The organism is Ruegeria sp. HKCCD7628 (genome assembly GCF_057221005.1).
Genome location: NZ_JBWVBA010000007.1, coordinates 91,793 through 118,204 on the forward strand (window position 1 = coordinate 91,793; position 26,412 = coordinate 118,204).

General features: G+C 54.8%; 22 protein-coding genes. 11 read left to right on the forward strand and 11 right to left on the reverse strand.

What is annotated here, in order from left to right:
• Nucleotides 1–62: 62 nt before the first annotated feature.
• The 3 genes from AC2TAD_RS15045 to AC2TAD_RS15055 are packed head-to-tail and all read right to left on the reverse strand — an operon-like array spanning nucleotide 63 to nucleotide 4,879.
• Nucleotides 63–1,187: an ABC transporter permease gene (locus AC2TAD_RS15045; protein ID WP_480868648.1), complete on the reverse strand. Its 1,125-nt coding sequence runs from the start codon at nucleotides 1,185–1,187 to the stop codon at nucleotides 63–65.
• Nucleotides 1,188–3,887 carry a ribosome-associated ATPase/putative transporter RbbA gene (rbbA, locus tag AC2TAD_RS15050; RefSeq protein ID WP_480868650.1) on the reverse strand — a complete coding sequence of 900 codons (2,700 nt, stop codon included), beginning with the start codon at nucleotides 3,885–3,887 and terminating at the stop codon, nucleotides 1,188–1,190.
• Nucleotides 3,884–4,879: an HlyD family secretion protein gene (locus AC2TAD_RS15055; RefSeq protein WP_480713905.1), complete on the reverse strand. Its 996-nt coding sequence runs from the start codon at nucleotides 4,877–4,879 to the stop codon at nucleotides 3,884–3,886. Before AC2TAD_RS15055 ends, rbbA begins: the two co-directional genes overlap by 4 nt.
• A 269-nt stretch (nucleotides 4,880–5,148) precedes the next feature.
• Here AC2TAD_RS15055 and AC2TAD_RS15060 point away from each other — a divergent pair, with 269 nt between their 5' ends.
• Nucleotides 5,149–6,852, forward strand: a complete 1,704-nt coding sequence (locus AC2TAD_RS15060; protein ID WP_480713906.1) for an alkaline phosphatase family protein — start codon at nucleotides 5,149–5,151, stop codon at nucleotides 6,850–6,852.
• Nucleotides 6,853–7,006: 154 nt separating this feature from the next.
• Here the strand turns inward: AC2TAD_RS15060 and AC2TAD_RS15065 are convergent, their stop codons facing one another.
• The 3 genes from AC2TAD_RS15065 to AC2TAD_RS15075 all read right to left on the reverse strand — a co-directional run bounded on the left by AC2TAD_RS15065 (nucleotide 7,007) and on the right by AC2TAD_RS15075 (nucleotide 9,880).
• A complete protein-coding gene (locus AC2TAD_RS15065; RefSeq protein ID WP_480868652.1) occupies nucleotides 7,007–7,423 on the reverse strand; it encodes a c-type cytochrome in 417 nt (138 codons plus the stop codon).
• A gap of 175 nt (nucleotides 7,424–7,598) precedes the next feature.
• Nucleotides 7,599–8,525 carry a DMT family transporter gene (locus AC2TAD_RS15070; protein WP_480868654.1) on the reverse strand — a complete coding sequence of 309 codons (927 nt, stop codon included), beginning with the start codon at nucleotides 8,523–8,525 and terminating at the stop codon, nucleotides 7,599–7,601.
• A 311-nt stretch (nucleotides 8,526–8,836) separates the two neighbouring features.
• Nucleotides 8,837–9,880 carry a helix-turn-helix domain-containing protein gene (locus AC2TAD_RS15075; RefSeq protein ID WP_170356693.1) on the reverse strand — a complete coding sequence of 348 codons (1,044 nt, stop codon included), beginning with the start codon at nucleotides 9,878–9,880 and terminating at the stop codon, nucleotides 8,837–8,839.
• A 191-nt stretch (nucleotides 9,881–10,071) separates the two neighbouring features.
• On the opposite strand from AC2TAD_RS15075, the gene AC2TAD_RS15080 reads away from it, so the two are divergent.
• From AC2TAD_RS15080 to AC2TAD_RS15115, 8 genes are all read left to right on the forward strand, one after another.
• Entirely contained in the window at nucleotides 10,072–11,589 is a 1,518-nt protein-coding gene (locus tag AC2TAD_RS15080) for a metal-dependent hydrolase family protein (protein ID WP_480868656.1), read from the forward strand.
• Between the two features lie 52 nt (nucleotides 11,590–11,641).
• Complete coding sequence (locus AC2TAD_RS15085; protein ID WP_170356695.1) at nucleotides 11,642–13,027, forward strand: metal-dependent hydrolase family protein; 1,386 nt, start codon at nucleotides 11,642–11,644, stop codon at nucleotides 13,025–13,027.
• Between the two features lie 73 nt (nucleotides 13,028–13,100).
• Nucleotides 13,101–13,502 carry a hypothetical protein gene (locus AC2TAD_RS15090; protein ID WP_170356696.1) on the forward strand — a complete coding sequence of 134 codons (402 nt, stop codon included), beginning with the start codon at nucleotides 13,101–13,103 and terminating at the stop codon, nucleotides 13,500–13,502.
• 27 nt (nucleotides 13,503–13,529) lie between these two features.
• Nucleotides 13,530–14,702, forward strand: coding sequence for a dipeptidase (locus AC2TAD_RS15095; RefSeq protein ID WP_170356697.1), 1,173 nt, complete (start codon nucleotides 13,530–13,532; stop codon nucleotides 14,700–14,702).
• Between the two features lie 121 nt (nucleotides 14,703–14,823).
• Complete coding sequence (locus AC2TAD_RS15100; protein WP_170356698.1) at nucleotides 14,824–15,153, forward strand: DoxX family protein; 330 nt, start codon at nucleotides 14,824–14,826, stop codon at nucleotides 15,151–15,153.
• A 76-nt stretch (nucleotides 15,154–15,229) separates the two neighbouring features.
• Nucleotides 15,230–16,483: a carbohydrate porin gene (locus AC2TAD_RS15105; RefSeq protein WP_170356699.1), complete on the forward strand. Its 1,254-nt coding sequence runs from the start codon at nucleotides 15,230–15,232 to the stop codon at nucleotides 16,481–16,483.
• A gap of 388 nt (nucleotides 16,484–16,871) precedes the next feature.
• The gene (locus AC2TAD_RS15110; protein WP_480868773.1) at nucleotides 16,872–17,420 is read left to right on the forward strand and encodes a class I SAM-dependent methyltransferase; all 549 of its coding nucleotides are present in this window, start codon (nucleotides 16,872–16,874) and stop codon (nucleotides 17,418–17,420) included.
• A gap of 187 nt (nucleotides 17,421–17,607) precedes the next feature.
• Complete coding sequence (locus AC2TAD_RS15115; RefSeq protein WP_480868659.1) at nucleotides 17,608–19,323, forward strand: adenylate/guanylate cyclase domain-containing protein; 1,716 nt, start codon at nucleotides 17,608–17,610, stop codon at nucleotides 19,321–19,323.
• 244 nt (nucleotides 19,324–19,567) lie between these two features.
• Here the strand turns inward: AC2TAD_RS15115 and AC2TAD_RS15120 are convergent, their stop codons facing one another.
• Together AC2TAD_RS15120 and AC2TAD_RS15125 are read right to left on the reverse strand one after the other, a co-directional pair.
• Nucleotides 19,568–19,762, reverse strand: coding sequence for a DUF1059 domain-containing protein (locus tag AC2TAD_RS15120; RefSeq protein ID WP_170352236.1), 195 nt, complete (start codon nucleotides 19,760–19,762; stop codon nucleotides 19,568–19,570).
• A gap of 31 nt (nucleotides 19,763–19,793) precedes the next feature.
• Entirely contained in the window at nucleotides 19,794–20,204 is a 411-nt protein-coding gene (locus tag AC2TAD_RS15125; RefSeq protein ID WP_170527591.1) for a GFA family protein, read from the reverse strand.
• 159 nt (nucleotides 20,205–20,363) lie between these two features.
• On the opposite strand from AC2TAD_RS15125, the gene AC2TAD_RS15130 reads away from it, so the two are divergent.
• Nucleotides 20,364–21,260, forward strand: a complete 897-nt coding sequence (locus tag AC2TAD_RS15130) for a LysR family transcriptional regulator (RefSeq protein ID WP_480868660.1) — start codon at nucleotides 20,364–20,366, stop codon at nucleotides 21,258–21,260.
• 56 nt (nucleotides 21,261–21,316) lie between these two features.
• Here the strand turns inward: AC2TAD_RS15130 and AC2TAD_RS15135 are convergent, their stop codons facing one another.
• The 3 genes from AC2TAD_RS15135 to AC2TAD_RS15145 form a co-directional block, all read right to left on the reverse strand.
• Nucleotides 21,317–21,712: a rhodanese-like domain-containing protein gene (locus AC2TAD_RS15135; protein ID WP_170594474.1), complete on the reverse strand. Its 396-nt coding sequence runs from the start codon at nucleotides 21,710–21,712 to the stop codon at nucleotides 21,317–21,319.
• 186 nt (nucleotides 21,713–21,898) lie between these two features.
• Complete coding sequence (locus AC2TAD_RS15140; protein WP_170650160.1) at nucleotides 21,899–23,545, reverse strand: tetratricopeptide repeat protein; 1,647 nt, start codon at nucleotides 23,543–23,545, stop codon at nucleotides 21,899–21,901.
• A gap of 385 nt (nucleotides 23,546–23,930) precedes the next feature.
• On the reverse strand, nucleotides 23,931–25,211 hold the full coding sequence (locus tag AC2TAD_RS15145; RefSeq protein WP_170352231.1) for a tetratricopeptide repeat protein: 1,281 nt from the start codon (nucleotides 25,209–25,211) through the stop codon (nucleotides 23,931–23,933).
• Nucleotides 25,212–25,477: 266 nt separating this feature from the next.
• Between AC2TAD_RS15145 and AC2TAD_RS15150 the strand changes: the two genes are divergently transcribed.
• Nucleotides 25,478–26,398, forward strand: coding sequence for a sulfurtransferase (locus AC2TAD_RS15150; RefSeq protein ID WP_480868662.1), 921 nt, complete (start codon nucleotides 25,478–25,480; stop codon nucleotides 26,396–26,398).
• Nucleotides 26,399–26,412 lie beyond the last annotated feature (14 nt).

Genomic DNA, 26,412 nt, shown 5'->3' on the forward strand with positions numbered 1-26,412 from the left:
AAACTTTCTTCTGAGGCAGATCAGCTAGCGCTCCAATCTGTCACAGCCAACAGATTAGAGCGCTAGCTGATCTGAGCAAGAGAACGCCGAAAAAGCCGTAGGCTCATTAGTAACAAAGCAATTCCTAAAAACGTCATCCAAACGAATTCCGGCCAGACAGTCTCAATACCAGCGCCTTTGAAAACAATAGCCTGACTTGCTGACATGTAATGGCGTGACGGCAAAACCAAAGTACCTGCCTGCAACCACGCTGGCTGACCTTCAATTGGGGTCTCTCCACCTGACAGCATTAGCATTGGCAACACAATCAACATGACCAGAAGCGCGAACTGCGCCATAGAGCGCGCAATGGTTGCCAGAAACACCCCAAGCGCCGTCGCAGTAAAAAGAAACAACGCCGTGCCAACCAAAAACAACATCTTGGATCCAGCGATACTGATGCCCAAAGAACCCTGCATCACAAAGGTTAGTGAAAGACCAGCCGCGACCAAAACCACTGCTGCATTCGCCCAAATTTTGGCAATGGCAATGTCAAATGGAGCAAGCGGCATGGCAAGGAGATGTTCAATGGTCCCGTGCTCTCGCTCTCTAATCATTGCCGCTCCGGTCAATATAGTTGTGAGCCACATGATCTGGCCGATCAAAGCAACGATACCAGCAAAACGTACGGTGTCTCTGTTTGGGTTGAAGGCGCTTCTTAGAATGACACTGATTGAGGGAGCATCTACTAGATCGATACCAATTGCATAGCGATGTATTTCAGCGCTCAAGATACTGGTGATGTAGTTTGCACCAATACCGGCCTGTTCCATGGCGGTTGCGTCAATAAGAACTTGAATCCCCGGACTGCGCCCTGCGCGCAGATCCTTTTCGAATCCGGGGGGCACAGCCACAACGAAAATAAAGCGCCCAGCATCCATGTACGCAGGTCCTTTTCCGGGTTCGATTTGGACGACCGGTTGGAACTCTGGTGGGAAAAACGCTGTGGCAAGTGCTCGAGAAAGTGGCGAGTCGTCTTCATCCGCAAACGCTATCGAGGCGTTGTTTATAGAACTTGCCACTCCCGTTGCTTCCATGATCGGGGCCAGCGTGAAAGACCAAACCAACAATGCCATCATCACCCAATCACGGCGCAGGCTCATCACTTCCTTCAAGCCTAGCCAGAATATGCAGTAGAAGCGCTGCATTCACTTCTCCTGCGCCCGAAGGCATAGGGCTGCGATCAGTGTCAGAACGGGTCCGAAGCAGGCGAGGGCCAGAATGTCTGGCGCAAGGGCTTCCCAACCCAAACCTTTAGTGAAGGCACCAACGTTTAGGTGTAGGAAATATGAGGAAGGCCAAAGAGAGCCCAGCACTTGTGCGCCTCCTTCAAGTGTTGAAACAGGTTGCAACAGACCTGAGAACTGAATTGTTGGGACAACTGAGGCGATGGCAGTTGCAAATGTGGCGGCCACCTGACTGGATGTCATTGTAGCGATCAACAACCCGTAGGATGTTGTTGCCCAAACGTAAAGAAGGGCACCAACAGCCAAAGGGAAAGGATTTCCTTTTAACGGCACCCCGAAAAGAAAAACGGTCATTCCGGCCAAAAGCAGAAAATTTGCGTAGGCGATCAAAATGTACGGAATTTGTTTGCCAATTAGAAATTCAAGCCGCGTGGTTGGTGTCACGTAGAAATTGACAACTGACCCCAGCTCTCGTTCCCTTGCTACGCTTACGGCAGTCAAAACAGCTGGCAGCATAATCAGCAGGATAGCAGGCATTGCCGGAGCCATCGCGGCGATGCTTTCAAAGCTCTGATTGTAGCGAAACCGGGGTTCGATCCTGGCGATATCTATCTGGCTTTTGCCGTTGTTAAGGGCATATTCCTCTAGAAATGATTGGTGCAATCCGGAAACATAGCCTTCAACCGTCTCACCCTTAAATGGGATAGCGCCGTCTACAGTTGCAAGTATCTGGGTCGGTTCACCCGTACTCATCTTTCGGTCAAAGTCAGGTGGCAACTCAACAACCAGAGAGACCTCACCTGCCACCAGACGGTCGCGCCCTTCGCTGGCGCTTTGCAGCGGCGATGTGGCTTTAAAGTAGGACGATCCAGCGAATTCAGCCGAATAAGCACGACTCTCCGGCCCCTGAGAAAGGTCAAGTACCGCGAATTCAAGCTCATCGATATCCAGCGTAATTCCAAAGCAAAAAACCAACATTAGAATAGCAGAACCCAGAAACGCGAAAGCCAGACGCACCGGGTCACGAGCTACTTCAACGGTTTCGCGCCGCGCATATGCCAATACACGAGAAAACGCTCCTCCCCCGGCGTGGGATTTGGTCCCAAAACCCACCTCTGGCGCGACAACAGAGACTGGTTTTTCTGCTGCTTCCAATATCGAAATGAAGGCGTCTTCAAGGTTTTCCGCCCCTTCAACAGCGATCAGTTCAGCCGGAGTACCTTCGGCTAGAACTCTACCAGCATGCATAAAAGAAACGCGATCACAGCGTTCCGCCTCACCCATGAAATGAGTGGAAACAAAGATCGTAACCGACTCATTTCGAGAGAGCTCAATCAGCAAGTCCCAGAAGGAATCGCGCGCCTCTGGATCCACACCGGATGTTGGTTCGTCGAGTATTAGCACTCTCGGACGGTGGATCACAGCTACGGCTAGCGACAGTCGCTGTTTGATCCCCAGGGGCAGTGCCGTCGCCAACGTATGACGGTGCTCCTCGAGCCCAAAGCGCTCAGTGAGTTCCGAAACACGTTGTTCTCGGTCGGCAATTGCAAATATCCGCGCATGCAATTGTAGGTTCTGATGGACCGACAACTCGCCATACAAGGAAAAGGCCTGGCTCATGTAGCCTATTTCACGCCTCATTTTGCGGTCATATGCATCGACAGGGTTGCCAAACAGCAGTGCTTCACCTGAGCTGGATGGTAACAAGCCAGTCAGCATCTTCATTGTCGTGGATTTGCCGCAACCGTTTGATCCTAGAAACCCGAATATCTCTCCGCGATTGATTGTGAAGTCGACGTTGTCTACGGCCGTGAAATCACCAAAGCTTCGTGTCAATCCACGCGCAACTATCACTGGGCTTGCTTCGATCTGCCCATTCGTTTTGTTTTTCCCCGCCGGTTCGACAGGCAACTCCCGCGCTCTCAGACGCCGATATGCAATTTCGAGGTCGACATCACTCCCTTTCAATTCGGCGGGCTTCCCATGAAAGATGACTTGACCCGCGTCCATCGCGACAATCCGGTCAAAACCCACGGCTTCTTCCATGTACGCCGTTGAAACCAATACCGACAGTTCAGGGCTTTTTGCTCGGATTGCATCAATCAAAGCCCAGAACTGCCGACGCGACAACGGGTCGACCCCGGTCGTTGGCTCATCCAAAACCAAAAGTTTGGGGTCATGGATTAACGCACAGCAAAGACCTAGTTTTTGCTTCATCCCACCCGAGAGCTTGCCCATCAGACGGTCTTCAAACTGCGCAAGCCCTGTCGCAGCCAATAGCGCTGCGATACGGTCATCCCGCTCTGAATACCCTTGAGCAAAGAGACCTGAGAAGAACTCGAGGTTCTCGCGTACAGATAGCTCCGGATACAGGTTTCGACCCAGCCCTTGCGGCATGAAAGCGATGGCTGGGCAAATGCTGTGTCGATGGCCAGAATTGCCAATCGGGCCGCCTAAAACGTCGATATTTCCGGATTGCAGTTTCTTTGCGCCGGTGATCAAACCAAGCAGTGTAGACTTTCCCACCCCATCCGGCCCGACAAAGCCAACAAGCTGGCCGCTTGGCAGTTCCAACGAAACAGAATCCAATGCAACATGCTTGCGATAACGGTGCGTAACACCTGAAATGTGAATATCGCAGGCGTCATCCTCTACTCTCATTCGAACAGCTCTTCTGGGATGCGTTGTTCAAGCGCCTCAGGCCAAGCAGCGGCTGGGTTCAGCCGGATCACGGCGACACCGCGCAGACCGGTTTTGACGTGCTCAATCCGACTTTCAACCAAGTCTATTGGGATACGGACGCGAACGCGAAAAACCAGTTGCTCTCGCTCATCGAGGGTCTCGACCTGTTTGGGGGTGAATTGTGCCTCGGGAGAAACAAAGCTCACGTATGCAGGTATCGCATATTCCGGCAAGGCGTCGAGTACGATGCGAGCCTCAGCTCCAATGGGCAAAAGTCCGGCTTCACGCGCCGGAAGAAAAACTTCCATGTAAACATTCTCAAGGCCAAGAATAGTCAGGATTGGTTCGCCTGCGCCAACGACCTCTCCGGGTTCTGCAAGCCGGTAAAGCACGCGTCCGGGCAAAGGTGCCACTAGAGCGCTGTCTTCAATCTGTGCCTCAATCCTGCGAGCTTCCGCCTCAGCGGCAGCAATACGGCTTTCCGCGGTTGCAACTCGGGCTTTGGCGGCGCCCAATACTGCTGTAGCAACCTTATGAGTGGTATCGCGATCTTCAAAAATAGTTTTGGAGATGTTTTGTCCTGCCAGCAACGCCGTGGCACGATCAAGCTCTTGCTCGGCCCTGCGCTGTTCGCTTTCGCGTTGCACAACGAGCGCTTCTGCTTCGGCCCTTGTCTGATTTGCCAAGGCTACCTCGGCTCTAGCCCGGTCCAGGGCGGCAGATAGCTCATCTATGTCCATTTCGGCCAGGATTTGACCGGCTGCAACCATACTGCCCTCTGTTGCCGTTACCTTCGCAACCCGACCTGCATTAGTTGGTGCTATTTCGACTTGTTCCGCTTCAACCCGCCCGTTTCCTTGCACAAATCCGACCGGCAATTCATCGTCATCCTCGGCAACAACGACATACAGCAACGCACCAGCAATTACTAAACCAGCCAAAATAAGAAAAACCGATGGGTTTTTGGTCATAGCGTTTCACCTGAAACAGGGTTTCTGGCGCAGAGTTTAGTGTCTCAAAAGACTCAAAGCCTTGTTTTGGATCAAAACCGATCCGGGCACCTCAGTTCCAAGAATTTGTTTGTATGAACACCGGTTTGGGTGTTGCAGGCTCTTTCGCGATAGGTCGGAAGAAGTAGACTTGAAGCGTTTTTATTATCAGTATGGTATTGAAACGGGTGTTCTAACGCGCAATTGCGGTCGCCGCCAACCTGCTGTGCAATACAGCGAAAGGAAGCACTATGACCAAAACACTAAGAGCTTGTTTGTCTTTGTGGTTGGTTTCAATCGCTCCTGCGTATGCGCAAGAACCTCCTCGTCTCGTTTTGCAGCTGACCGTTGACGCGTTTCGGGGCGATCTGCCGACACGCTACTTTGAGAATCTTGGGGAGGGTGGCCTTAAGTATTTACTAAAAAACGGTGTACACTATGTGGACGCCCATCATTGCCATGCCAATACAGAGACGGTTGTCGGGCACGCCACATTGGCGACCGGGGCAACACCGGCAGTGCACGGGATGATCGGAAACATTTGGTTCGACAGAACCTTGGACCGCGTTGTCTACAACGTTGAAGACAGCACCGCTCCGCTTCTTGGAGATGGCGCTGGCGTCAATGACGATATTGAAATTGACCCAACACAGGCGGCAGCTGGCACAGATGGGCGGTCACCACGCGCCATGCTTGTTACGACGCTTTCGGACGAGTTAAGCGCTTCCACTGCTGGCGCGGCCAAGGTCTTTGGAGTTTCAATCAAAGATCGTGGGGCTATTACAATGGCGGGACAAAGCGGCAAAGCCTTCTGGTTCTCAAAAGCCGCAAATCGTTTTGTCACAAGCTCCTATTACTACGACAAATACCCGGATTGGGTTTCCTCATGGAATGACGCATCGCCGAGCGCCTCCTTTGAAGGAACCTCTTGGGAGTTGATGCACCCAAAGGAAGCCTATCTCTTTGGCGACCGCGACAACCAACCATGGGAGACGGATGTCGCCGGGTTCGGCATAACCTTTCCTCATCGCTATTCTTCGACGCAAAATGGGTTTGACCCGCTGGAAAATCCCTACTTTACGACCTTTTTAACGCTTAGCCCCGCTGGCGACGATCTGACGGCGCAATTTGCCAAACGATTGATTGCTGCCGAGGATATCGGGCAAGACGCGGTAACGGATTATCTGGCGATTAGCTTCTCGTCCGTGGATTACGTCAACCATGTGTTTGGCCCCTCCAGTCTTGAAGCCGAGGACACGATATACCGCCTCGATCAGACTCTCATGAATCTCTTCGCGTTTATCGACGAACGGATTGGGCTGGAAAACGTTTTGACCGTTCTATCGGCGGACCACGGCACCACCGATGCGCCGGGCTATTTGGAGAGTGTTGGCATCCGAACTGGCCTTGTTGCTCCGGACACATGGGACCCGACGGAACAGATAGCCAAGCTTAAGGAGCGGTTTGGGATCACCGGGAAATTGCTTGAAGGTTATAATCACCCCTATCTCAATATCGCCCCCGAAGTATTGGCTCGCAGTGATATTGATTTACCCACGCTGGAGTCAGCTATTGCAGAAGAGCTTCTATCCTTTCCCGATGTGGCATTCGCCGTCCCCAGTACGGCTATCGAAGCAAACCTCCTACCCGATACCGACATCATGCGCTTGGTCCGCAACAACTACCACCCCACCCGATCCGGGAACATATACGTAGTCTTCAAACCCGGCTGGTTCATCGCAGACTTCGATGGTCTGTCCGTCACATCCACCCACGGGTCACCGTGGCGCGGTGACACACATGTGCCGATTATCTTTGCTGGAACGAACTTAAAACCGCAACGGGTCGCACGCCGTGTTTGCACGACTGCTCTCGCATCCACACTTTCTGCATTATTGAGCACGGCACGTCCTAATGGTGCGAGCGGTGAAGTGTTACAAGAAGTCTTGGATTAGACCGCTGTGAAGCGCGAGTCCTGATATTGAAGCAAGCTAGGCAAAACCGCGACGGCATCGTCCACAACGCGATCCTCATATTCGTTGCTTCTTGGCGACTACGGAAACCGCCCAACGCAGCACTCTTTAGCGTACACAAATGCGGAGCAGACCTTCACGGAACATATCGTTCCGGCTTCGGAGACTGAATACTCTCCAAATACTCAGCAATATCGATAAGTCTGGAAGGAATACGCGTAACCAAACCATTCCCCGTATCGAATTCGACAGTAGGGGCGTCATTCAATTCGGTGATTATAGGCATGTCATCGCGAGGTTCTTGAACTTTCAAATAACCGTCCAAGATCGACATGACCTCCAACATGGGCCACACACCCCCTCTGCGTTCGGAAATCTTTGTTAAGTCAGCAGGCACTGTTTTCAAATCAGCTGCGTCAGGTCCTTTTCCAGATGCATCGAGCCCGTGACATCTGGCGCAATGCTCAACAAAGAGGTCTTTGCCAAGGTTCGAAAACTCATCGGCCACAGATATCGTTGCAACCGAAGAAATGCTCATGCCTGCAACGATCATAAAGTACCTCATAATCCGGAGGTCCTTTGCTAAACGAGAGTTCACTACAACAAAAATGGACCGACATCTTCCGCCGGTCAACGTCGGTCCTTTAACACATAACGTTCGCTACCCGCTTCGGGCAGCAAGCAGCCAGTGATGCTTACCTCAGAGAACGGCAGCGCCGAGCCCTATGCTACCGCCTCGGTGATTTTGTAAGCACGGTCGATACGGTGCGCGTCTTTTTACTTCTTGTGATCGCAATTGCGCCCAGCACTAAGGCACATGCAAAAGCTTGAGGAAAAGAGATGGCTTCGCCAAAAGCAAGATATCCCACGGCAAACATCGTGGGTAATTCGATACTTCCGACGACCGCAGTTTGGGAAGCTCCAATAACAGGCGAGCAAATCGTGTAGATGAGCTGAGGCACGAAAGCGGTCACCAGACCAATACCAACAATGAAAAGCCAGTCGGATTGTTCGCTTGGGAGAAGCTCTCCAACCTCAGCACCTAGGATGAGCGGGGCGAGGCCAAGAACAGACCCCAGAGAAACTGACGCGATACGTGCCAACGGCGCAATCCGCGACAACCTGTGTACCAGGACGCAGATTCCGAAGCCAAACCCAAATGGGGCAGCAAGGGATAGCAGCAGCGTTGGTAGGTGTTCCGCAGCCACTGACGCAGGCGAGCCAGCAATAACGGCTGCCACCACAATCAGACCAGCGGCCAACATGGCGCGTCGCGTGGGTGCATCGCCAAACACAGCCCAAGCAATAACTAAGGTGAACACCGGATAGGTCATGTAGAGCACACCTACTGTCGATGCGGGCAGCGTCTCCAGCGCCGTTACATATCCGATCCAACCAAGCCCCATTACGGCTCCGGCGGAGAGACCCCAAATGATCTCTCGCCATTCTTTTCGATGCACAATGAGAACAGGAAGCAGAAGAAGGGCCGCAACAATGTAGCGGTAGAATGCGACCGCATAGGGTGCAACGCCCTGTTCGGTTAGGCTGCGGCTGAAGAAGGGAACCAGGCCGAAACAGATTGAAGCAAAAAGAACACCAAAAACGGCAAATGCATAAGGGATGGATGGTCGATTTCGCGCAGATGTCGTGGCCATAATCTGGAGCTATCACGCATTTGCATCTTCGTCTTCAGAGATTCTACGAAAGACTGCTTTGTCCCGCACACCGGTCGTTCACTGAATTTTTCTGAGCGACCGCACTGAGCCCGAAGGCGACTTAGAAATTAAGTGCAGCATTTGTCGCTAAGGGCGGCAAACGGAAGTTCGCTGCGGATAGCACGGAGGTCTCCTTTCCCATCGATTGCTCCCGGCGAAGGGCTCGCCGGTTCATGCATCTCTTCGGCATTACCTTGGGCGACCGAGGTCCCAAGAGATTTCGGTAGCTGAAAAGTCGCAGCGGGGTCAGGCTAATCTGCAGGCGCACCGGCAATTTGGGCCTCTTGTGCCTCCTTCTTGCGCCAATCTTTCGGGGACATGCCGAAGTTCCGCGTGAAAGCACGGGTCAGGGCCGATGTTTCGGATAAGCCGACCAATTGGGCAATCTCTTTGATCGAGTGATCAGACCCGGTGAGCAACTCCGAGGCCCGTTCCATCCGGAGTCTGTTGATCACCTTGGAAGCCGTTGTCCCGTAGGAGGACAAGCGCTTGTTGAGCACCTTGGTGGTGATGCTGCACATCCGGGCGGCCTCGCTCACCGTCAGCGCCGGATCGGACAGCCTTGACCGCACGAGAATTTCGAAGCCTTCGAGGTAGTCCAGGGGCACATCGACCTGAACCGGTTCTTCGATATCATTGTCGTGGTTCGCGAGGACCTCGGGGTTGATTGGAAGCGACAACCAGGCCACCGGAAAGCGGATCGAGAATCCCCTGTTGTTGCACTTGATGCCCCGCACGCCATGAAACTGCTCCGGCAATAGGGTCGGGTCACACAGGCGCAGAACAACCTGGGTTGGATCCCATCTGAAGTCGAGAACGCGGTGCAGCAGGGAGATCCAGATCCCAACGAGAAAGGCGTCCGAATGGCTCGGCGACGCCTCGGGTTCGAAGTTGCGGCTGGTGGTGAAGTAGGCGTGTTCCTCCTCGATCACGAGCCGGAAGGACACCGCGTTGCTTTCCTTCGAGACGATCTGGGTGAACCGGGTGAAGAAATCGCCAAGGGTCACCGACTGGCCGAGGAGCGCGCCACGCGGCAGGAAGTTCAACAGGTCTGTCTGTTGCCCAGCCAATGCGCAGATATCTGGCCGTGTCACATCGGCGATAGTGGTCAGCGCTGCATAGACCGTGTCATGCGGGATGAAGGCGGCCGGGTTCAGGACCTGTTCCTCGCACAGACCATGCAGCCCAAGCGCGAAGGCGGGGTCCACATCGAGCCGCCGCATCATCGCCACGACCGGACCGAGAACCGTAGCACGCACGAGGGACAATCCGTCCTTTTGTTCTCCTTGCGGCATCCACATCACCCTTTCGCTCTCCACCACGCTACGGGCGCGCGCGCCTGAAGGCCAAGCAGAAATTGGCTGAAATTGACCGGATCGGGTCAGAAAAACGCACCACGGGATCAGCGGGTCAAAAGAATCTCGGGGCACATGTGCATAGTGGGAGGACCGGTCCGCAGGAAGACCGACCCTTGGGAGGACACCGAATGACAACACTCAACCTGAAGGCGTTGCTGCCGGCCATGTCCATGGCAGTTGCGTTGACGACCACCGCTATTGCGCAGGATATCCCCAACATTCCATCAGAGGTCACGCTGTTCAAAAACGTGATGGTCTTCGACGGGGTGAATGACGGCTTGAAAGATGTCGACGTGCTCGTCGTCAAGAACAAGATTCACAAGATTGCAGAGGGCATTCCCGAATCCGGGACATGGGAGGTCCAGGTACAGACAGGCGGAAGCAAGCGCCTGCCCGACCCTGTTGGCGGTATCGACGGCTATTCTTTCACTGTCCAGACCGAACGCGGAATCGAGACCAAAGAGGTCGAGGTCAATGTGATCGACGGCGGCGGACGCACCTTGATGCCGGGCCTGATCGACAGCCATGTGCATGTGAATATGTACAAGGATGGCACGATCCCGGGCCTTCAGGACACGACTTGGGAAGAGATCGGCGCACGTTCTGCGGCCTTTGCGCAGGAAATGCTGGCGATGGGCTTCACAACGGTGCGCGACATGTGCGGTGCACATGGTGGACTTCGTGCGGTAATCGACGAGGGTTCGCTTCCCGGACCACGGATCTACTCATCCGGTGCCTGCCTCAGCCAGACCGGTGGTCACGGCGACTGGGGGATCGCCGGGCAGCGCAAGAACGAAAGCAATCTTGAACGTCTGGAGATCACGCGGCTTGTCGACGGCCCTGCCGAAGTACTCCACGGCGCGCGGCGTAACTTTGCGCTTGGGGCCAACTACCTCAAGATCATGGTCAGCGGCGGTGTGACCTCTATCAAGGACCCGATCTACCAGTCCGCCTTTACTGACGCGGAGATCTCCGCAGCCGTCGAGGTGGCCGGGGACATGGACTCCTATGTCGCCATGCATGTCTTCATGGACAGCGACCTGTCGCGCGCGCTCGATCTCGGGGTCAAGGTGGTGGATCACGGCCTGACCATCACGGAGCCGACCATGCAGAAGCTGGTGGAAAAGGGGGCATTCTTCTCGCCCAACTTGACCGCGCTGGCGCCCGAGGCGCTGGAGCATCCGATGCATCAGGACCCGACCTTCCCGCCGACGGCGAAGTTCCTGTGGTTGCGGAAAAACAGCGAGCAGTTGTTTGATCTGGTGCGGAAGTACAAGCCGAAGATGGTGTTCGATTCCGACTACGTGCTGCTGACCGGTGTGTCGTACCGGCAGTCGATGGACTTCACCAAGGCTTTCATGGCGCGTGAGTTCGGCAACCTCTGGGCCTTGCAGATGATGACCTCGAATGGCGGCGAGCTGGCCGCGCTGACGGGACGCGGAAACCCCTATCCCGAAGGCAAGCTCGGCGTAATCGAAGAAGGCGCCTATGCCGATATCCTCATCGTTGACGGAAACCCGCTCGAAGACATCACGGCCATCGGCGCTGTCGATACATGGTTTGATGCCGAACCGCGCGGGCAGGAGGTGCCGAGCATTCGCGTGATCATGAAGGACGGCAAGTTCTACAAGAACACGCTGGACTGAACGTTTCGGCGGGGCGCTGGCCCCGCCGTCAACCTTCCGGAGGGGCAAACTCATGAAGCATATTTTCAAGTCCACATTGCTGGCGGGAGTGGTGACGCTCGCCGCAGGCATGTCCTTTGCGCAGGACGAAGCGCTGCCGCAGACCCTGTTCACCAATGTCCATGTTTTTGACGGCGTGAACGAGGCGCGGATCGAAAACGCCAGCGTTCTGGTCGAAGGCAACCTGATCAAGGAGATTTCGACGGACGGGATCGAAGCGCCCAACGCAACCATGATTGACGGCGGCGGGCGCACGCTCATGCCGGGGATGCACGACCAGCATGTGCACCTTACGGTTTTCAACCCGCTCAGCGACGGGTTGCGCCAGAACATCACGCCCTTCCATCTTGGCGGCGTCGCAACGATCCGGTCCGAACGCATCCTGATGAACGGATTCACGACGGTTCGCGATCTGGGCGGACCGGCAAAGTCCATCGCGCGGATCATCGATACCGGCATGTTCCCCGGCCCGAGGATCTATTCTTCCGAGGCTTTCATCACGCAGACATCGGGCCATGCCGATTTCCGTAAGCTGAACGACCGGCATCCTACCCTGTCGGGGCAAGGTCCATTGCATTGGGTCGACACGGATATGAGCTTCATCGCGGATGGCCCGGAGCAGATCCGCATGGCCGTGCGCGAGAACCTGCGCCGCGGCGCAACCCAGATCAAGATCATGGTCAGCGGTGGTGTGACCTCGGAATTCGACCCTCTGCATTCACTGCAATATCAAGACGACGAAATCCAGATGGCGGTGAAAACGGCCGAGCAATGGGGCACCTACGTGACCTGCCACGTGTTCACCGAACAGGCGATCCGCAACTGTATCGACAACGGGGCAAAAACCGTCGAGCACATCCCGTTTCTGACTGCCGAAGTGGCCGAAGAGATGGTCGACAAACAAGTCATGTTCGCAACTGCGGTAGCACCGGTCTACTCGGTTTCAACCGAGCAGGCAGAGGCGTTTTATACGCCAGCCTCGTTCGCCAAATGGAAGAGCGTCCGTGACGCCGCCGCCAACATGATCGAGGTGATCCAGACGACACCGGGCATGATCGACCTCTACACGCTAGGCACCGATCTCATCAACAACTGGGACCAGACACTTGAGCAGGACAAGAAAATGAACGACGAGTTCAAATACCTGCACGAGGCCAAGTTCAAACCCTTTGACATTCTGCGGATGGCCACATCGAACGGCGCCCGCATGAACCGGCTTACGGGCCTGAACAACCCGTACCAGGATGGCCCGCTCGGCGTGGTCGAGGAAGGCGCTTACGCGGATCTCCTGCTGGTCGATGGCAACCCGCTCGAAGACATCCTGCTTCTGGCCGATCCTGATCCCAACCTGAAGGTCATCATGAAGGACGGCGTGATCTACAAGAACACGCTGGACTGAGGTGAACACGGGGCGGTCTCCCTCGTCCGCCCCGCGTTTTCATCCGACACAAGTATCCGGGAAAGGACAGACTGTGAAACATCTCGCCTTTGGTACTCTCATGGCCCTCTGCGGCTCGATGGCCACCGCCGAAGACGCTGCAAACATGCGCACCTTTCTGTTCATCGGCACTTCCAACAGCGCCGCCTGGGAGATGCAGATCGCCAATCCCGGAGACCGCGCGGCCTCGGTGAAAGGTGGGATCGAGGCGCTCGGTGGAGAGCTTCTGAGCTACTACTGGGGGCTGGGGAACGGGAAGAACTACATCACCGTGGCCCTTCCGGACGACCCGACCTTCATCCAGGCCTTTTATGTCAGCCGCCTCGGCGACGGGCTGCTGACCGAATACCAGATGATCGAGTTGATGAGCAGCGCCGACATGGCCGAAGCCCTCGAGCGGGTGCAGGAGATCAAGGCGCAGGACGATCTCAAGTAACCGAAAGACGACGGAGAGGACGACACAATGAAACGAACAACAGGGCTTGCTCTTGCAGTGGTGGTTCTGGGTGGCCCGGCAATTGCTCAATCCGCGCCAAGCGACGAGGAGATCGCCGCCCGCATCGAAAAACTGGTCGAGATGGCCGACCCGCGCGGCGATGAGGCGCGTAGGGGCGATCTGGCATATCGGGAGCGCTATGCCGACGCCTTCATGATCGACGCGTTGGCGGTCGGATCGCCGGGGTTCGAGAGTATTGCTTTCCTGCTGAAGGATTGGGAGAGCCTTGCGGATCATTACGAGGGGTCCGGGTTCGCGGCCTTCAGCACGACAATTTCGAACGGCTCGGAAGGCGCGCTCGCGGTGCTGGAACGTATCGACGTGATGCAGAAATGGGTCGAGGAGAACGCTGAGCGCTTCGTGATTGCCACGACCGTTCAGGATCTGCGGGATGCCAAGGCTGCCGGAAAGGTCGCGATCATGCTCAATTCCCAGAGCATGGACATGCTGGATGAGAACCTCGAAAACGTCCAAAGATACTGGGATCTCGGCATCCGGCAGATGAACTTCAGCTACAACCAGACCGGCGCCTATTCCGCCGGCATGGTCGCCAACGATCCGGCTATTCCCGATAACGGCGTGACCGAGTTGGGCTACAAGGTCGTCGCCGAGATGAACCGTGTTGGCATGATCGTCGATTGCTCGCATTCCTCCTGGCAGACCTGCCTTGACGCCGCCGAGATCACCGCGAAGCCGATGATGATCTCTCACAGCAACTCTGATGCGCTCTTTGGCAATTTCCGAAACGTCACGGACGCGGCCATCCGCGCGGTTGCGGCAACCGGCGGCGTGGTGTGTGTCAATTTCCTTGGCGGCTTCCTGAATCCGCAAGGGGACGCCACCCCCAAGGCGATAGCCAAGCATATCGACTATATCGGCCAGATGGTCGGCAAGCAGGCGACATGTTTCGGTGTTGACTACGTGGAGAACTACGGTGTCGCCCTCGGTCCGATCATCAGCAACCCGGAGAAATACCCGCCGGCGCAGGGCTATGGCCTGCCGACGCAAATGGCGCCGCCCGCCGATGCCTGGGCTGTCGCGCAGGTTCTGGAAGACGAGCATGGTTGGAGCGAGGCCGAGATCCGCGCGTTGATGGGCGAAAACCTCATGCGCGTCTACGAGGCCAACTGGGGCGGGTAGGTCTTCTCCAAGGCTGCGAAAGTGTTGCGTTGGGCGGTCAATTGATCGCCCGAGCAGGGGACGAACAGGGAATGGAACACCAGATGATATTCAACCATGCCCGCAGGGGCCGGCGACACTCATGTTGATGATCGCAATTGGCCTGCTGTCCGCGTTCTTCTTGTTCGCCAGTTCGATCAAGATCCTTGGCTGGCAGAAACTCATCTTCGAAACGCAACTGGCGATGTTCGTCAAATACGGGCTGAATCGTCAGATCATGGCGCTTGTCGGGGTCGTCGAGCTGTTTGGGGCGGTGGCGATCTGGTTTCAGGGCAGCCTGCTCGGGCCGCTCGGGGCCGCCGCCCTTCTGGGCACGTCGCTTGGCGCAATCGGCTGCCACCTGATCTGGGACACATGGAAAGACGGCGTGCCCGCCATGATTACCGCCACCTTGTCGGCCTTGGTTCTCTAGTCCGGTCGGGATGTGGTTCTGGCGATACTTGCATAAACAGGCCGAAGAAAACCAAAAGCAACAAGAGAGAACTGACATGGGACAGGCAAGGCTTCTCGGTACGGTCATCGTTGCTGGCTTCTGGGTCTCAACCGGAGCCATCGCGCAGGAAAGCCCGCCACCCTCCGCCCTGGAGGCCGCCGCCGCAGTCTCGCTGGGTGGCCCGGCCTCCACGCAGGCCCAACTGGAGCAGGACCGGATCCGACGGTTGCAGGACTCTCGCTGGCCGGGGCTGGATGCCGCATTGGACCCCTTGGAGGCATCGCGACAAAGCTTTGCCGAACGCACCGGCCTGAACCTTTCCTTCGATTACCAGGCCTATTATCAGTCTGCGACCGAGAGCCTGACCGATATCGAAGAAGCCGCTTTGGGCCAGGCCCGCATTCTTGGCCAGTGGACGCTGCTCAACCGCGGTGGTGAAAACCCCGGGCAACTTGTCTTCTCATTGGAGAACCGCCACCTGCTTGGCACAGACATTGCGCCCGGAGGGCTTGCCGGAGAGATCGGCTATGCGGGCGTCACCGCAACGACTTTCAGTGACACCGACACGACCCTCTCCGTCGCCTACTGGTCCCAGACTCTCGCCGGCGGGCGGGCCGGCTTCGTGGCCGGCCGGATCGATCCGGGAGACTACTCGGACATCCTCGGCTACGTGAACCCACGCACCACGTTTTCCAATTTCTCGATCCTGTTCAGCCCGGTCCTGCCGCTCCCCGATCCCGGCTTCGGAATCGCGGGGGGCGGTTTCCTGACCGACCAGATCTATGCCCTCGGTGTCTTGTCGGACGCGAACGGCTCGCTGACCGATGTCGAGTGGTTCCCCGGTGGCCCCGAATTCTACAAATACGCCGAGATCGGATGGACCCCCGAACGCTCGAAGCGTTTTCTAACCAACGTTCACCTCGGCGTGTTTCACGTCGACGAACGCGCAGAGGCGGGCCTGCCGGAAAGTTACGGGGCGATCCTGTCAGCCAACCACACGATAAACGAGGAGTTCATGATCTACGGACGTTTCGGCTGGTCGGAGGGGGAGGCGCCGATCGCCCGGCGTGCGGCCAATGCCGGTCTTTTATGGCGGCCGGGCCTCTATGACGACCTGTTCGGGTTCGGCGCAACGGTCGCTGCCCCGGTGGATGAAACACTCGACACCCAGACGACGATGGAAGCCTTCTACCGGTTGGACCTGTCGGACAATGTCGCCCTGACGGCGGATGTCCAGCACCTGATCAACCCGGGCTTCAACGATCAGGACCCGACCGTGTTCGGCCTGAGGCTGCGGATCAATCTTTGACCCGCAATGACTTTCGGCGCGCATTCCCGATGCCCGGCGTCCGTGCCGGTTGTCGAAGCGGTGCCTGGTCAGGCAGTGAATTGACCTGCCTGGTTACAACAGTCTGCGGCTTGATGAACAGAAACCTGCGTGTTCAGCGTATGTAGCTCAACTTGCCGACTTGCTGTGTTTCCGAAAACTGCCGTTCCCGGTGTGTGACCCAAGAGTCCGCTAAGGGCCGATTGCGACCTCTTGCACTAAGAGACCGATTGGCGGCTTCGTCCGCAGTGCGGTCATTAGTGAAAACTCTGCGAACGTCTGCACCGAGCCAAAAGCGGTCAATTGGCAGAACAGTATCCTATCCGAAAATCGCCTCTAAGCTTCTGGGTCGCTCGAAGTTTTTTCAGGCATAGATCTGACGCAAGAGTTTTGCGACGCAGCCAAAACTATTTCCGATTGGGTCGGTCTCAATGAACAAACCACGTTTATTCAGGGAGATGCGACAAAACTCTCATTTTCGGACAGCAGTTTTGATGGCGCGGTAACTGTCCACGTTGCAATGAACATCCCGGACAAGCTTGCGGTGTACAAAGAGGCCCACCGTGTCCTGAAGCCGGGAGCACGATTTGGAATTTATGACATTCTACAGGGCGAAGGTGGTGACGTCGTTTATCCGACGCCATGGGCTATGGACGCCTCGATCAGTTATCTCGCAACCCCGAAAGAAATGGTCGGCTTTCTGCAAGATGCGGGTTTTAAGGTATTGGATGAAGAAGACTCGACGACTGAAAGTTTTGAATGGCTTAAGGCGAGAATTTCGAAGCCCAAGTCTAAGAGCACCATGCCTGTTACGACACAGATTCTCTTTGGGGACATCGCCAGCGATATGGTTCAGAACCAACTTCTTGCTCTGGATGAACGTCGGTTATTGACATACCGCTTCATTTGCATGGCCTGATGCGATTGTTGCATCGACGCTCGAAATAGTCATTCTCTGCGGTGTGCGGATTGGCTGATGGCAGCCCGAAGCAGACATTCACAGTCACGCTTTTCAGTTTTGCACTAAGCCATTCACTAGGACATGCGCGACGTTCAGAAAATCATGTTGTCTTTTCCAAGCAGCGTAATTTGCGCTACCAATAGACATGAATGGAGACCGCAGACTTTCCGCAGTACTCTCGGCCGATGTAGTAAACTACTCAGGCCAGATTAAGGCAGATGAAAATAGGACTCTCAGCGAACTTCGTGTTCTACGTCGAGAGTTATTTGATCCTTTGGTTAGCGATCATCGAGGTAATGTCGTTAAAAGGATGGGTGATGGATGGATAGTCGAGTTTAACTCGGTATCTGATGCAGTACGATGCGCCCTTGATCTTCAAAGCCAGGTGTCAACTCAGTCCTCATTGAAACTACGAGTGGGCGTGCATCTTGGAGATGTCGTATTCGACGACGATGACATTTTCGGCGATGGCATCAATCTGTCTGCACGTCTACAAGAGGCTTCCAACGAAGGGGCTGTGTTAATTTCAGATGTCGTCCATCGCAGCCTTGACGAGCGCCTCGCTGAGCAATTTTATCGCGCTGGAGAGCGACAGTTTAAGAACGCGCCGTCACCAATAGAAGTTTTCCAATGGTCGCCGCCAGGTTCTGCCCCACCGCGAGTAACTCCGGCTAGCCATACAAAGTCTCTGCTAATCGGTGTCTTACCTTTCGATAATCTTTCTTCTGACCCCGATCAGGAGTTTTTTGCAGATGGAATTACCGAAGAGATCATCACCACTTTATCAAAACTCCCGAATTTACTGGTCGTCGCGCGTAACTCTACATTCGTCTACAAAGGTCGCTCCGTTGACGTGAAACAGGTCGGTCTGGAGCAGGGTGTCGATCTTGTTCTTGAGGGAAGTGTCCGTCAAAGCGGTAACCGGGTGAGGATCACAGCACAACTAATCGATGCAAAGTCCGGCATGCATATTTGGGCAGACCGCTATGATCGCCTCATTGAAGATGTATTCGAAGTTCAGGATGAAATCGCACTTAGGATTGCAACCGAGCTTCAAGTCGAACTGTTGGCGGGAGAAATGGCTCGTTTCAGAGGATCCGGCACAAATAACCTAGGCGCGTGGACTGCTCAACTAAAGGCCGTTGAGGCTTCGCGCAGAATTACCAGGGAAGCTCAGGCCGACGCTCGCCGATTTGCACAACGGGCAATTGCACTCGACCCGGGTTACTCGGCTCCGTATTGTACTTTGGGATTCATTTGCACTGTCGAAGCACGACATGGATTTGTTGCTGACCGGCGTGCCGCGCTAGCGGAGGCTCGTGACTGCGCTCAGCGGGCTCTGGAAATAGACAGCTACAACCCAGAGGCTCACGCTATTGCGGGTTTTGCGGATGCAATCGATGGCAAGCTGGTTTCGGCTATCGAGAAGTTCAACGAGGCACTAGCGCTGAATCCAAACCACGCTGACGTGGCTGCCAGACTGTCAATCACCCTAGCTTTCAATGGCCAGGCAAATGAAGCGATCCAAGTCGCACAACAAGCCATTACCCTGAACCCTCACTATCCAGGTTGGTACGCAGGCGTTCTGGGTTTAGCCCTTCGACTCGACGGTCAATACGAGGAAGCCAAGAAAGCATTCACCGAATATGGTCAAAGGGTTGAAGGCTTTGGTCACCTCGACCTCGTAATCGTCCATGTAGAGACGGAGAACCTTGAGGCCGCTCGCGATGAAGCACGGAATGTGATGAAATACCGCCCTCAGTTTTCCATATCGGACTGGGCGAATACTCAACTTTTCTCTGACAGAAAAAGGCTGGAGAAAGACTGTGCGTCTTTGCGACTAGCCGGTTTGCCTGAATAGAAGCAGGGTTTCGCTGTAGCAGGATGGTTTGTGATGGAAACCAATCTCACACGTTTCCGATTTGGGTTCGTGATGGCCTTGCGCTTCTAGGCGCCTTGGCGGTAGGCCGCAGCCCAAACCGGATACTCACAAATGGGCCTAGCAATTTCCCAGCTGCGGAGGAAAGCTGCCCTTCGCGGTTAAACAAACCAAGTTGATAATTTTGGCCGATTACCCGTAGGAACTTGAAGCTTAATTTATTTGATCACGCGGGCTTTATCAGTGTTTCCAGATATTCTCGAGTGTCGGCATCCCACGAGCTGGGGTCTTCTCCATGGGCAACCACCGCGTGGAGCTCCATGAGTTTCCATACTTCATCTTTGGTCGCTGCGATCACTTTGCCTGGGCAGGCCTCCATGCCCTCGCAATCCTTGCAGGCATATGAATAAACAGTGTTCATCGCTTTCTCCTCAGTTCGCTCGGAAAGTTGATTAAAACTCGGGAAACGTCGGCAGCCCGTCGTCGAGTTTTATCCATGGCTGCTGATGTGATACGAACACGTGGGCCTTGGGCTGCGCAATCGACGGGTCGTCCAACGTCACAGCAGAAAACCAAGCGTCAGCGCTCCAGTCTTGGCCCTCAACTTCATTTAGGGCGGCATAGGTCAACGTCGTTCCACAGTCCCGACAAAACCCGCGGCGAATACCCGGAGTTTTCTCAATGTGTTGGATTTCGCCTTTGATAACGGCGAAGTCTTCGGCGGCTACCTTAGTCCAAGTTGCAAAGGCGCCACCAAGAGCCATTTGACATGAACGGCAATGGCAATGTCCCGACCAGACAGGTGGTGTCGCGATCTGGTAACGAACAGCACCACAGTAACATCCACCTTGAAGTTTTTCCATCGTATCAAGATCTCCTGGCATGCGGCTAGGTTGACATCGGTACTAGAGCATCCGCTCCAATACTTCGTAATATCTGAGCAGATTTCACTGTTAATAGTGTCAAGAATGTCGATATCATGCGACTCAAATAGTCTAACCAAATATTAGAAAATCTACAGCATGAACTGGCTGCACCTTCCCCCGATGAACGCTTTGCGCGCTTTCTCAGCAGTTGCGGAAGCAGGGAGTTACACCGTGGCGGCTGAACACTTGAACGTGACCCAAGCGGCTGTCAGCCAGCAGGTGAAATCGTTGGAAAGGCACTTGGGTATAGCTCTTGTTGCTAAACGTGGGCGCAGCATTGAATTGACAGAGCCAGGCATCATTCTTGCGCGTGAACTGGGTATCGGCTTTGAAATTATTGGAAGGGGTGTCGAACGACTGGCAGAACACACAGCGCAGCGCCCCGTTCAAGTGACAATGTCACCAGCATTCGCGGTGGAGTGGCTATTGCCGAGAATGGCAGAGTTTCAACGTGAACATCCAGAGATCACTTTGATGCTAAACCCAACTTCGGAACTGGTTCAGATAAGACCAGGCGGCATCGATGTCGCCATTCGGTATCACGACAGACGCATGCCGAGAAAAGAGGAGGATACTGTTCTTGTCTCCGACATGGTCGTGATCGGAGCACCTTCACTTGTGGAAGGCCAAGATCTGCATGACCCGGCCACTCTGACAAAGCTGCCTTGGTTGCAGGAACTAGGCACCAACGAGGCGGCCGACTGGTTCACCTATCATGGGGTCGTACCTCTCGAGCCATTGACGATCAATCACATGCCGGGGAACCTGATCATGACTGCGGTTCGCCGGGGTGACGGTATCACGTATTCTGCCAGAGCTTTTTTCGAGGACGATCTGTCATCTGGCCGGATGATTGAATTGTTCTCTGAGCCTCTCTTCGGCGTCTACTACATCCAGACTCAAGCAGAATTTCAGCGCCCAGAGGCTAAGGTGTTCGTCAACTGGCTTAAATCTCAGTCGCAAGTCGTATCGAGACACAACTCTGGAAGCTGAGACGTATCTATTTACTCCTCTGCTCTGTTTGCTCAACACCGTTGGTTTCGCCTTTTTTAAGGCTGCTTTGTAGAGGAGCCCGCTGCGATCAGAGCCGCCATCCCTCCATCGATGAACTGTACGTTTTGAAAACCCATCGCAGTCAATACATTTGCCGCTGCCGCGCCTCGGTAACTAGGAGCGCCGCCACAGGTGGTGAAAATTCGCCTTCCACGATCCTGTAACTCTTGAGATCTGTATTCACTTTCAAGGTCTGCCATCCAAGCGACGGCGCGACCAGGAGCCGGAATTGCTCTGGGGCTGATACCTGTGGCCGCCATTTCAGCGCTATCCCTCACGTCCACCACAAGTGCGTTGGGGTCTTCGATCAGTACTGCCAGCGCGTCAGTTGCTGAAATCGGATTTGCTTTGGATATTTCCTGAGCTTCCATTTGTGCGAATGTTAAGACCATGTTGCCCCCCGACTGCAAATCTTACGCAATGCTACCATGCGGTTGATTTACCGCAAAACGGCATCCAAGCGATGCTTGGCAGTCTTGTGGTCGCCCAGACGGTTGCCATCAACGAAGTTAAACGAGTCCCGGTCTAGGGCAGAAGCGGGCCTCGCAAATAGCCCGGCCATTGCTGTTGATCAGTGATTATTCGGCGGCCAAAGCCTTCTGCCTGCAATAACACGATGCCTTGATCGGCACCTCGGCGCGGGCAGTGGCCTTGTCCAGTTGTAGCTTGATGTGGGCGGCTTCGACCGTTTCACCGCGCCTGGTGAGACATTCGTGCAGGCCATGCAGGCTCCAGACGTTACCCGGATGCTGACAGGCCCGACTAAGCGTTGCATCCAGGCCAAGGTCTGCACGGTAAACAGCTTCGGCTTCCTCCATCTGGCCCTGTTCAAGAAGAAGAGCACCCAGCGCATGACGGGTGGGTTGCATCCAGCCCCAGGGCTCGTCGTATGGCAAGTTGTCGTCGATCTCGACTGACTTTCGCAGATGGTCAAAGGCCGTCTCATACTCTCCTGCGTGATAGGCCAGCTCACCCAGCATCATTTGCTCAGCGACCTTCAGAATGTCCTGGCATGTGTTGTTGAACAGCATTCGGGTCTCAGGAACTCTGGCCAGAGCATCATAGAACATGGCTTTTTCACTCTCGGCTTCGGCGACCCTGTGTAGGTTGGCCAAGGCAACCGTCCTTGCGTACCGCATCATGGCAATGGTCACGCTGTAAAGCTCTTCATCCTCTGGCAGATCCTGATTGAGAATATCCTGCCAGCGACCAAACCTGATCAGCACATGTTGCTTCATTGGTATGAAGCCTTCAAACCAGTCCGCCATCGGCCGAAGAGTGTCTGACGGCAAGGTGTCGATCAGCTCATCGGCGGCTTCGATTGCTGCCGATGGTTGCCCCAAGAACATCGCACCGTATATTTTAAAGTGATAGTTGTGGCACCGATAGACGGAATAGAAATTGTCAGGGCCTTCGCGCTTCAGAAACTTGCGATCTGCCAATATGGCTTTGTGATTGCGCAGTACCACGTTCATGTAGTCTCCGCACAACACGTCGATATGGGTCGGCATGTGCAACAAATGCCCGGCCTCGGGCACCAGCGTGCTGAGCACATCGCCGTGACGCAGTGCCCGTTCGGGGTGGGGCGACATTTCCATCATGTGAATGTACATGTGCAATAGTCCTGCGTGCTCCCATGCTCCGTAAAGTGTATCGAACGCATTTTCGAGCACGGATATTGCCTCGAGCGTATCGGCCCCTTCGGCGGGCTTTCCGGTCGGCAAATCCCAAAGCTGCCAAGGTGTCCGGTTCATGAGCGACTCGGCCAGAATCGCAGACACGTCCAGGTCCTGATCGAATTCGGAGTGAACCTTTCGCATCGCATCAGCGAAGGCATCATTCCACGGGCTGAAATCCTCAATATCCGATGAGGATGGATAACGCGCTGGAATGGCATCGATTAGCGCGCGTTCAACAGGCGTCAGCCGGTCCTTTAACGACGCAGCAGCCTGGATTGACGCTTTCGCCAAGGCGATACAGTCAGGCTTCTCGTCTTCTTCGAATGTTTCCCAGGGCTTGTTGTAGTTCGGCCCAATACAATACGCGATGCCCCAGTGCGCCATTGCGCAATTTGGATCCGCAGCCACGGCATTCTGAAAGCAAACAATCGCTTCTTCGTGGTTGTACGCGTAAGTCCAAGCCAAACCACGATCAAACCAAAGCTGGGCTTCGTCCGACGAGGTTGTGATCTTTCGGCTGTAGCTACCGAGATCATAGTATTCCATCACAATAACCCCCAAATTAAAGGTAGGAGATTACCACAATGGGTTGTTTCTCGATACTAGCGACATCAAAGCCGATCCAAGGCATAGACCCGTCTTATTTGAGTTCCATTAGATCGAAGCACTCTTCTGGGCGACTGATCAGCTTGTTGGCCGCGTGAGTGACGCGCAGTCCAATCCCTCCACAGTAGCCCACCGACAAGACCACAAACACCGCTCGCACAATCCTAAGACGGGCTTTTGAGAAAGCTGATGTTAGCAGTCAGATTGGTCTTTTCCGCCAACTATCACTTTTGGGGCTTGGTAACGTCGTGCGACAGCCTCCGTTCTAAGTGGCGTTGAAAACGTGTAATTTGCGCTCATTGCGGGCGTCAAAAATGCGGGCACCCTATCCTTCTAGCGTGGCAACTGCATGGTCGTGAGAGGTATGCGGTCGATGCATGTTGAGAATGCGTCGAGCTTCATTCGATTGTCCTGAAATTGCCAGAGCATGCGCCAATGAAAACTCAATAATGTCGCGTTGCGCCCGGCTACCACCAAGGCGTTCGTGCTCAGACATGACCCTGACGAATTTCTCAATCGCTTCATCTGCATTTCCATCCGCCAACGCACGGAATGCGCCTGCGACCGAAGCAACGGTGGGGCCTGCGGGTCCCTTTGCGCCGTCAATGGTTGTTTCCAGACGCTCTCTGTTTCCAGCCATCGCATGCGCAAGAGCAGCGTGAACATCCGCAAAAGCCAAGCCAGGTGAAGGAAAGAACTGAACAGCATAGTCGCTGAGTTGTTGCCAACGCTCCTGAGGAATTTGCTCGCCAGTCAAAAAGGCGCGGTGAACAATTGCCACACTATCAGTCAAAACGTTCAGTGGTGGCGCAGGAGGTCGGTCGGGGGAAACATAATCATCGAACAGCTTCCACATACCTGCCACATCGCCGCTCTCAAGCGCCCACAGAGCGACGTGCCAGCTGAGATGGCAGTGCAGATACGCTGTGAAGGGATAGTCTTGCCAGAATTCGCGCAGATAAGCGTAGCCAGCGTCCGTCTCCCCGTTCTCATAGTAGAGATGGGCCCTGACATGTGCACTGTGTGCGCTGTCTGGCTTCAACTCAAGCGCGCGCTCGATGTTTTCCGCGGCCGGGCCGATCTGTCCGGCCTCCATCTGGGCAAATGCATGCTGGCAGAGAAACCACCAGTCGTCGCCATAGTGTGGCTTCAACAGGGTTGTGTACGCAAGCTGCTCCGCCTCGCGTCCAGCCTGACCTGAAAACCCTATTAAGCCAAATACGCTGGTACATGTCTGAGCAAGCAAAATATCTCGCGGATGGTCTGTGACGTGATCTCGGATGCGCCTGTAGGCCTGCGGTGCACGCCCCTCAATGAGATCGCTGATAATGTCGATCTGGGCGGCTTCGCGCGGGCTGACGCCATGCGACAGTTCCTTTGCGACGGCTATTTCACGCTTTGCATCTTGTGCACGCCCGACAGTAACAAGGTAGCGCGCAAGCCCAACATGGGGCATGGCAAAGCTATCATCTGCCTGCATTGCAGAACGGTAAGCTTCTTCAACATCATCAAAAGCACCCAGAAATCGGTCGATGCCTTCAACGTAGGCGTCTCGCGCAGTTTGTGATGTGGTCGTTAGCGGGCTTCCGTACCGATCTTCAAGCATCCAAACCTTCCACTATCTGTACCAAACCTGTCCGTCAGTGAGCTATATGAGCATGCCTACCCATAAACGAGTCAAAGGAAATCGACGTTCCGAGGCGCGATGATTTCAGCATCCGTTTCTTTCAGAAGTCTCATTAAATCATCAACATGCCGTTTAAACCATATTTGCTATATCAAATCCCGATTTTCCAAAATTGGACTCCGAAAGCAATTTTGGGGATTATTCCATACGGCTCGACCCGCGTCCGGTTAGAGGAGAACGTAGGTATGACAACCCAAACTCGCCCGCTCATTGATACGGCTTGGTTGGCAGATAACCTGACTAACCCGAAACTACGCATCATTGATGTTCGCTGGAAGTTTAGGGAGGAAAACGGCAAGGGCGTGGCCTATGACGATAGGAGCGAGTTCCAAGCCGAGCACATTCCTGGCGCCGTGTATGTTGGCATGTCGACAGAGCTTGCAGACAGCACTCAGAACACTCCCGACATGATGCTCGGGCCAGAGGATTTTGGGAAAAGGATGCGCGAGTTGGGTGTTTCCAACGACAGTCATGTCTTGGTCTACGATGACTCCGGGCTTCCGTTGGCGTCTGCGCGTCTTTGGTGGGCACTTTCGCACTATGGCCATAAAAACGTGCAGGTCTTGGACGGCGGCTTGCAGCAATGGAAACTCGAAGGTCGAACCACTGAAACTGGCGATCCAACCGTTGAGCATGGTGACTTTGAACCAACAGTGCAGAGCAATTGGATTGCCCGCAAAGCTGATGTCTTGGATGCGATGGGTAAGCCCGAGGTCAGAATTGTGGACTTTCTACCAGACGACCTCTTCCGAGGCGACGGAGTTCACACATGGGGAGGTCGCTCGGGACATATCCCCAGTGCGGTCAACATACCGGCGATATCGAACATCGATCCGGACTTGGCACACACACCCATATCCGAACGTGCAGCTAAACTAAAGGAACGTGGGTCATTCAAGTTGGCGGATCATTCCAAGCTCCTCAAGCACTATCAGGACAAGGGAATTCAAACTGACGATGAGGTCATCGCCTATTGCGGCCGTGGCATAGCTGCTTCTTGTGGGCTCCTTGCGCTGCGCCAAATGGGGTTTGAAAAGTCCCGCCTGTATGATGGTTCATGGGCTGAGTGGAGCGCCGATGAGAGCCTGCCGGTTGAAACATCGTGAGACTACGATTTTGG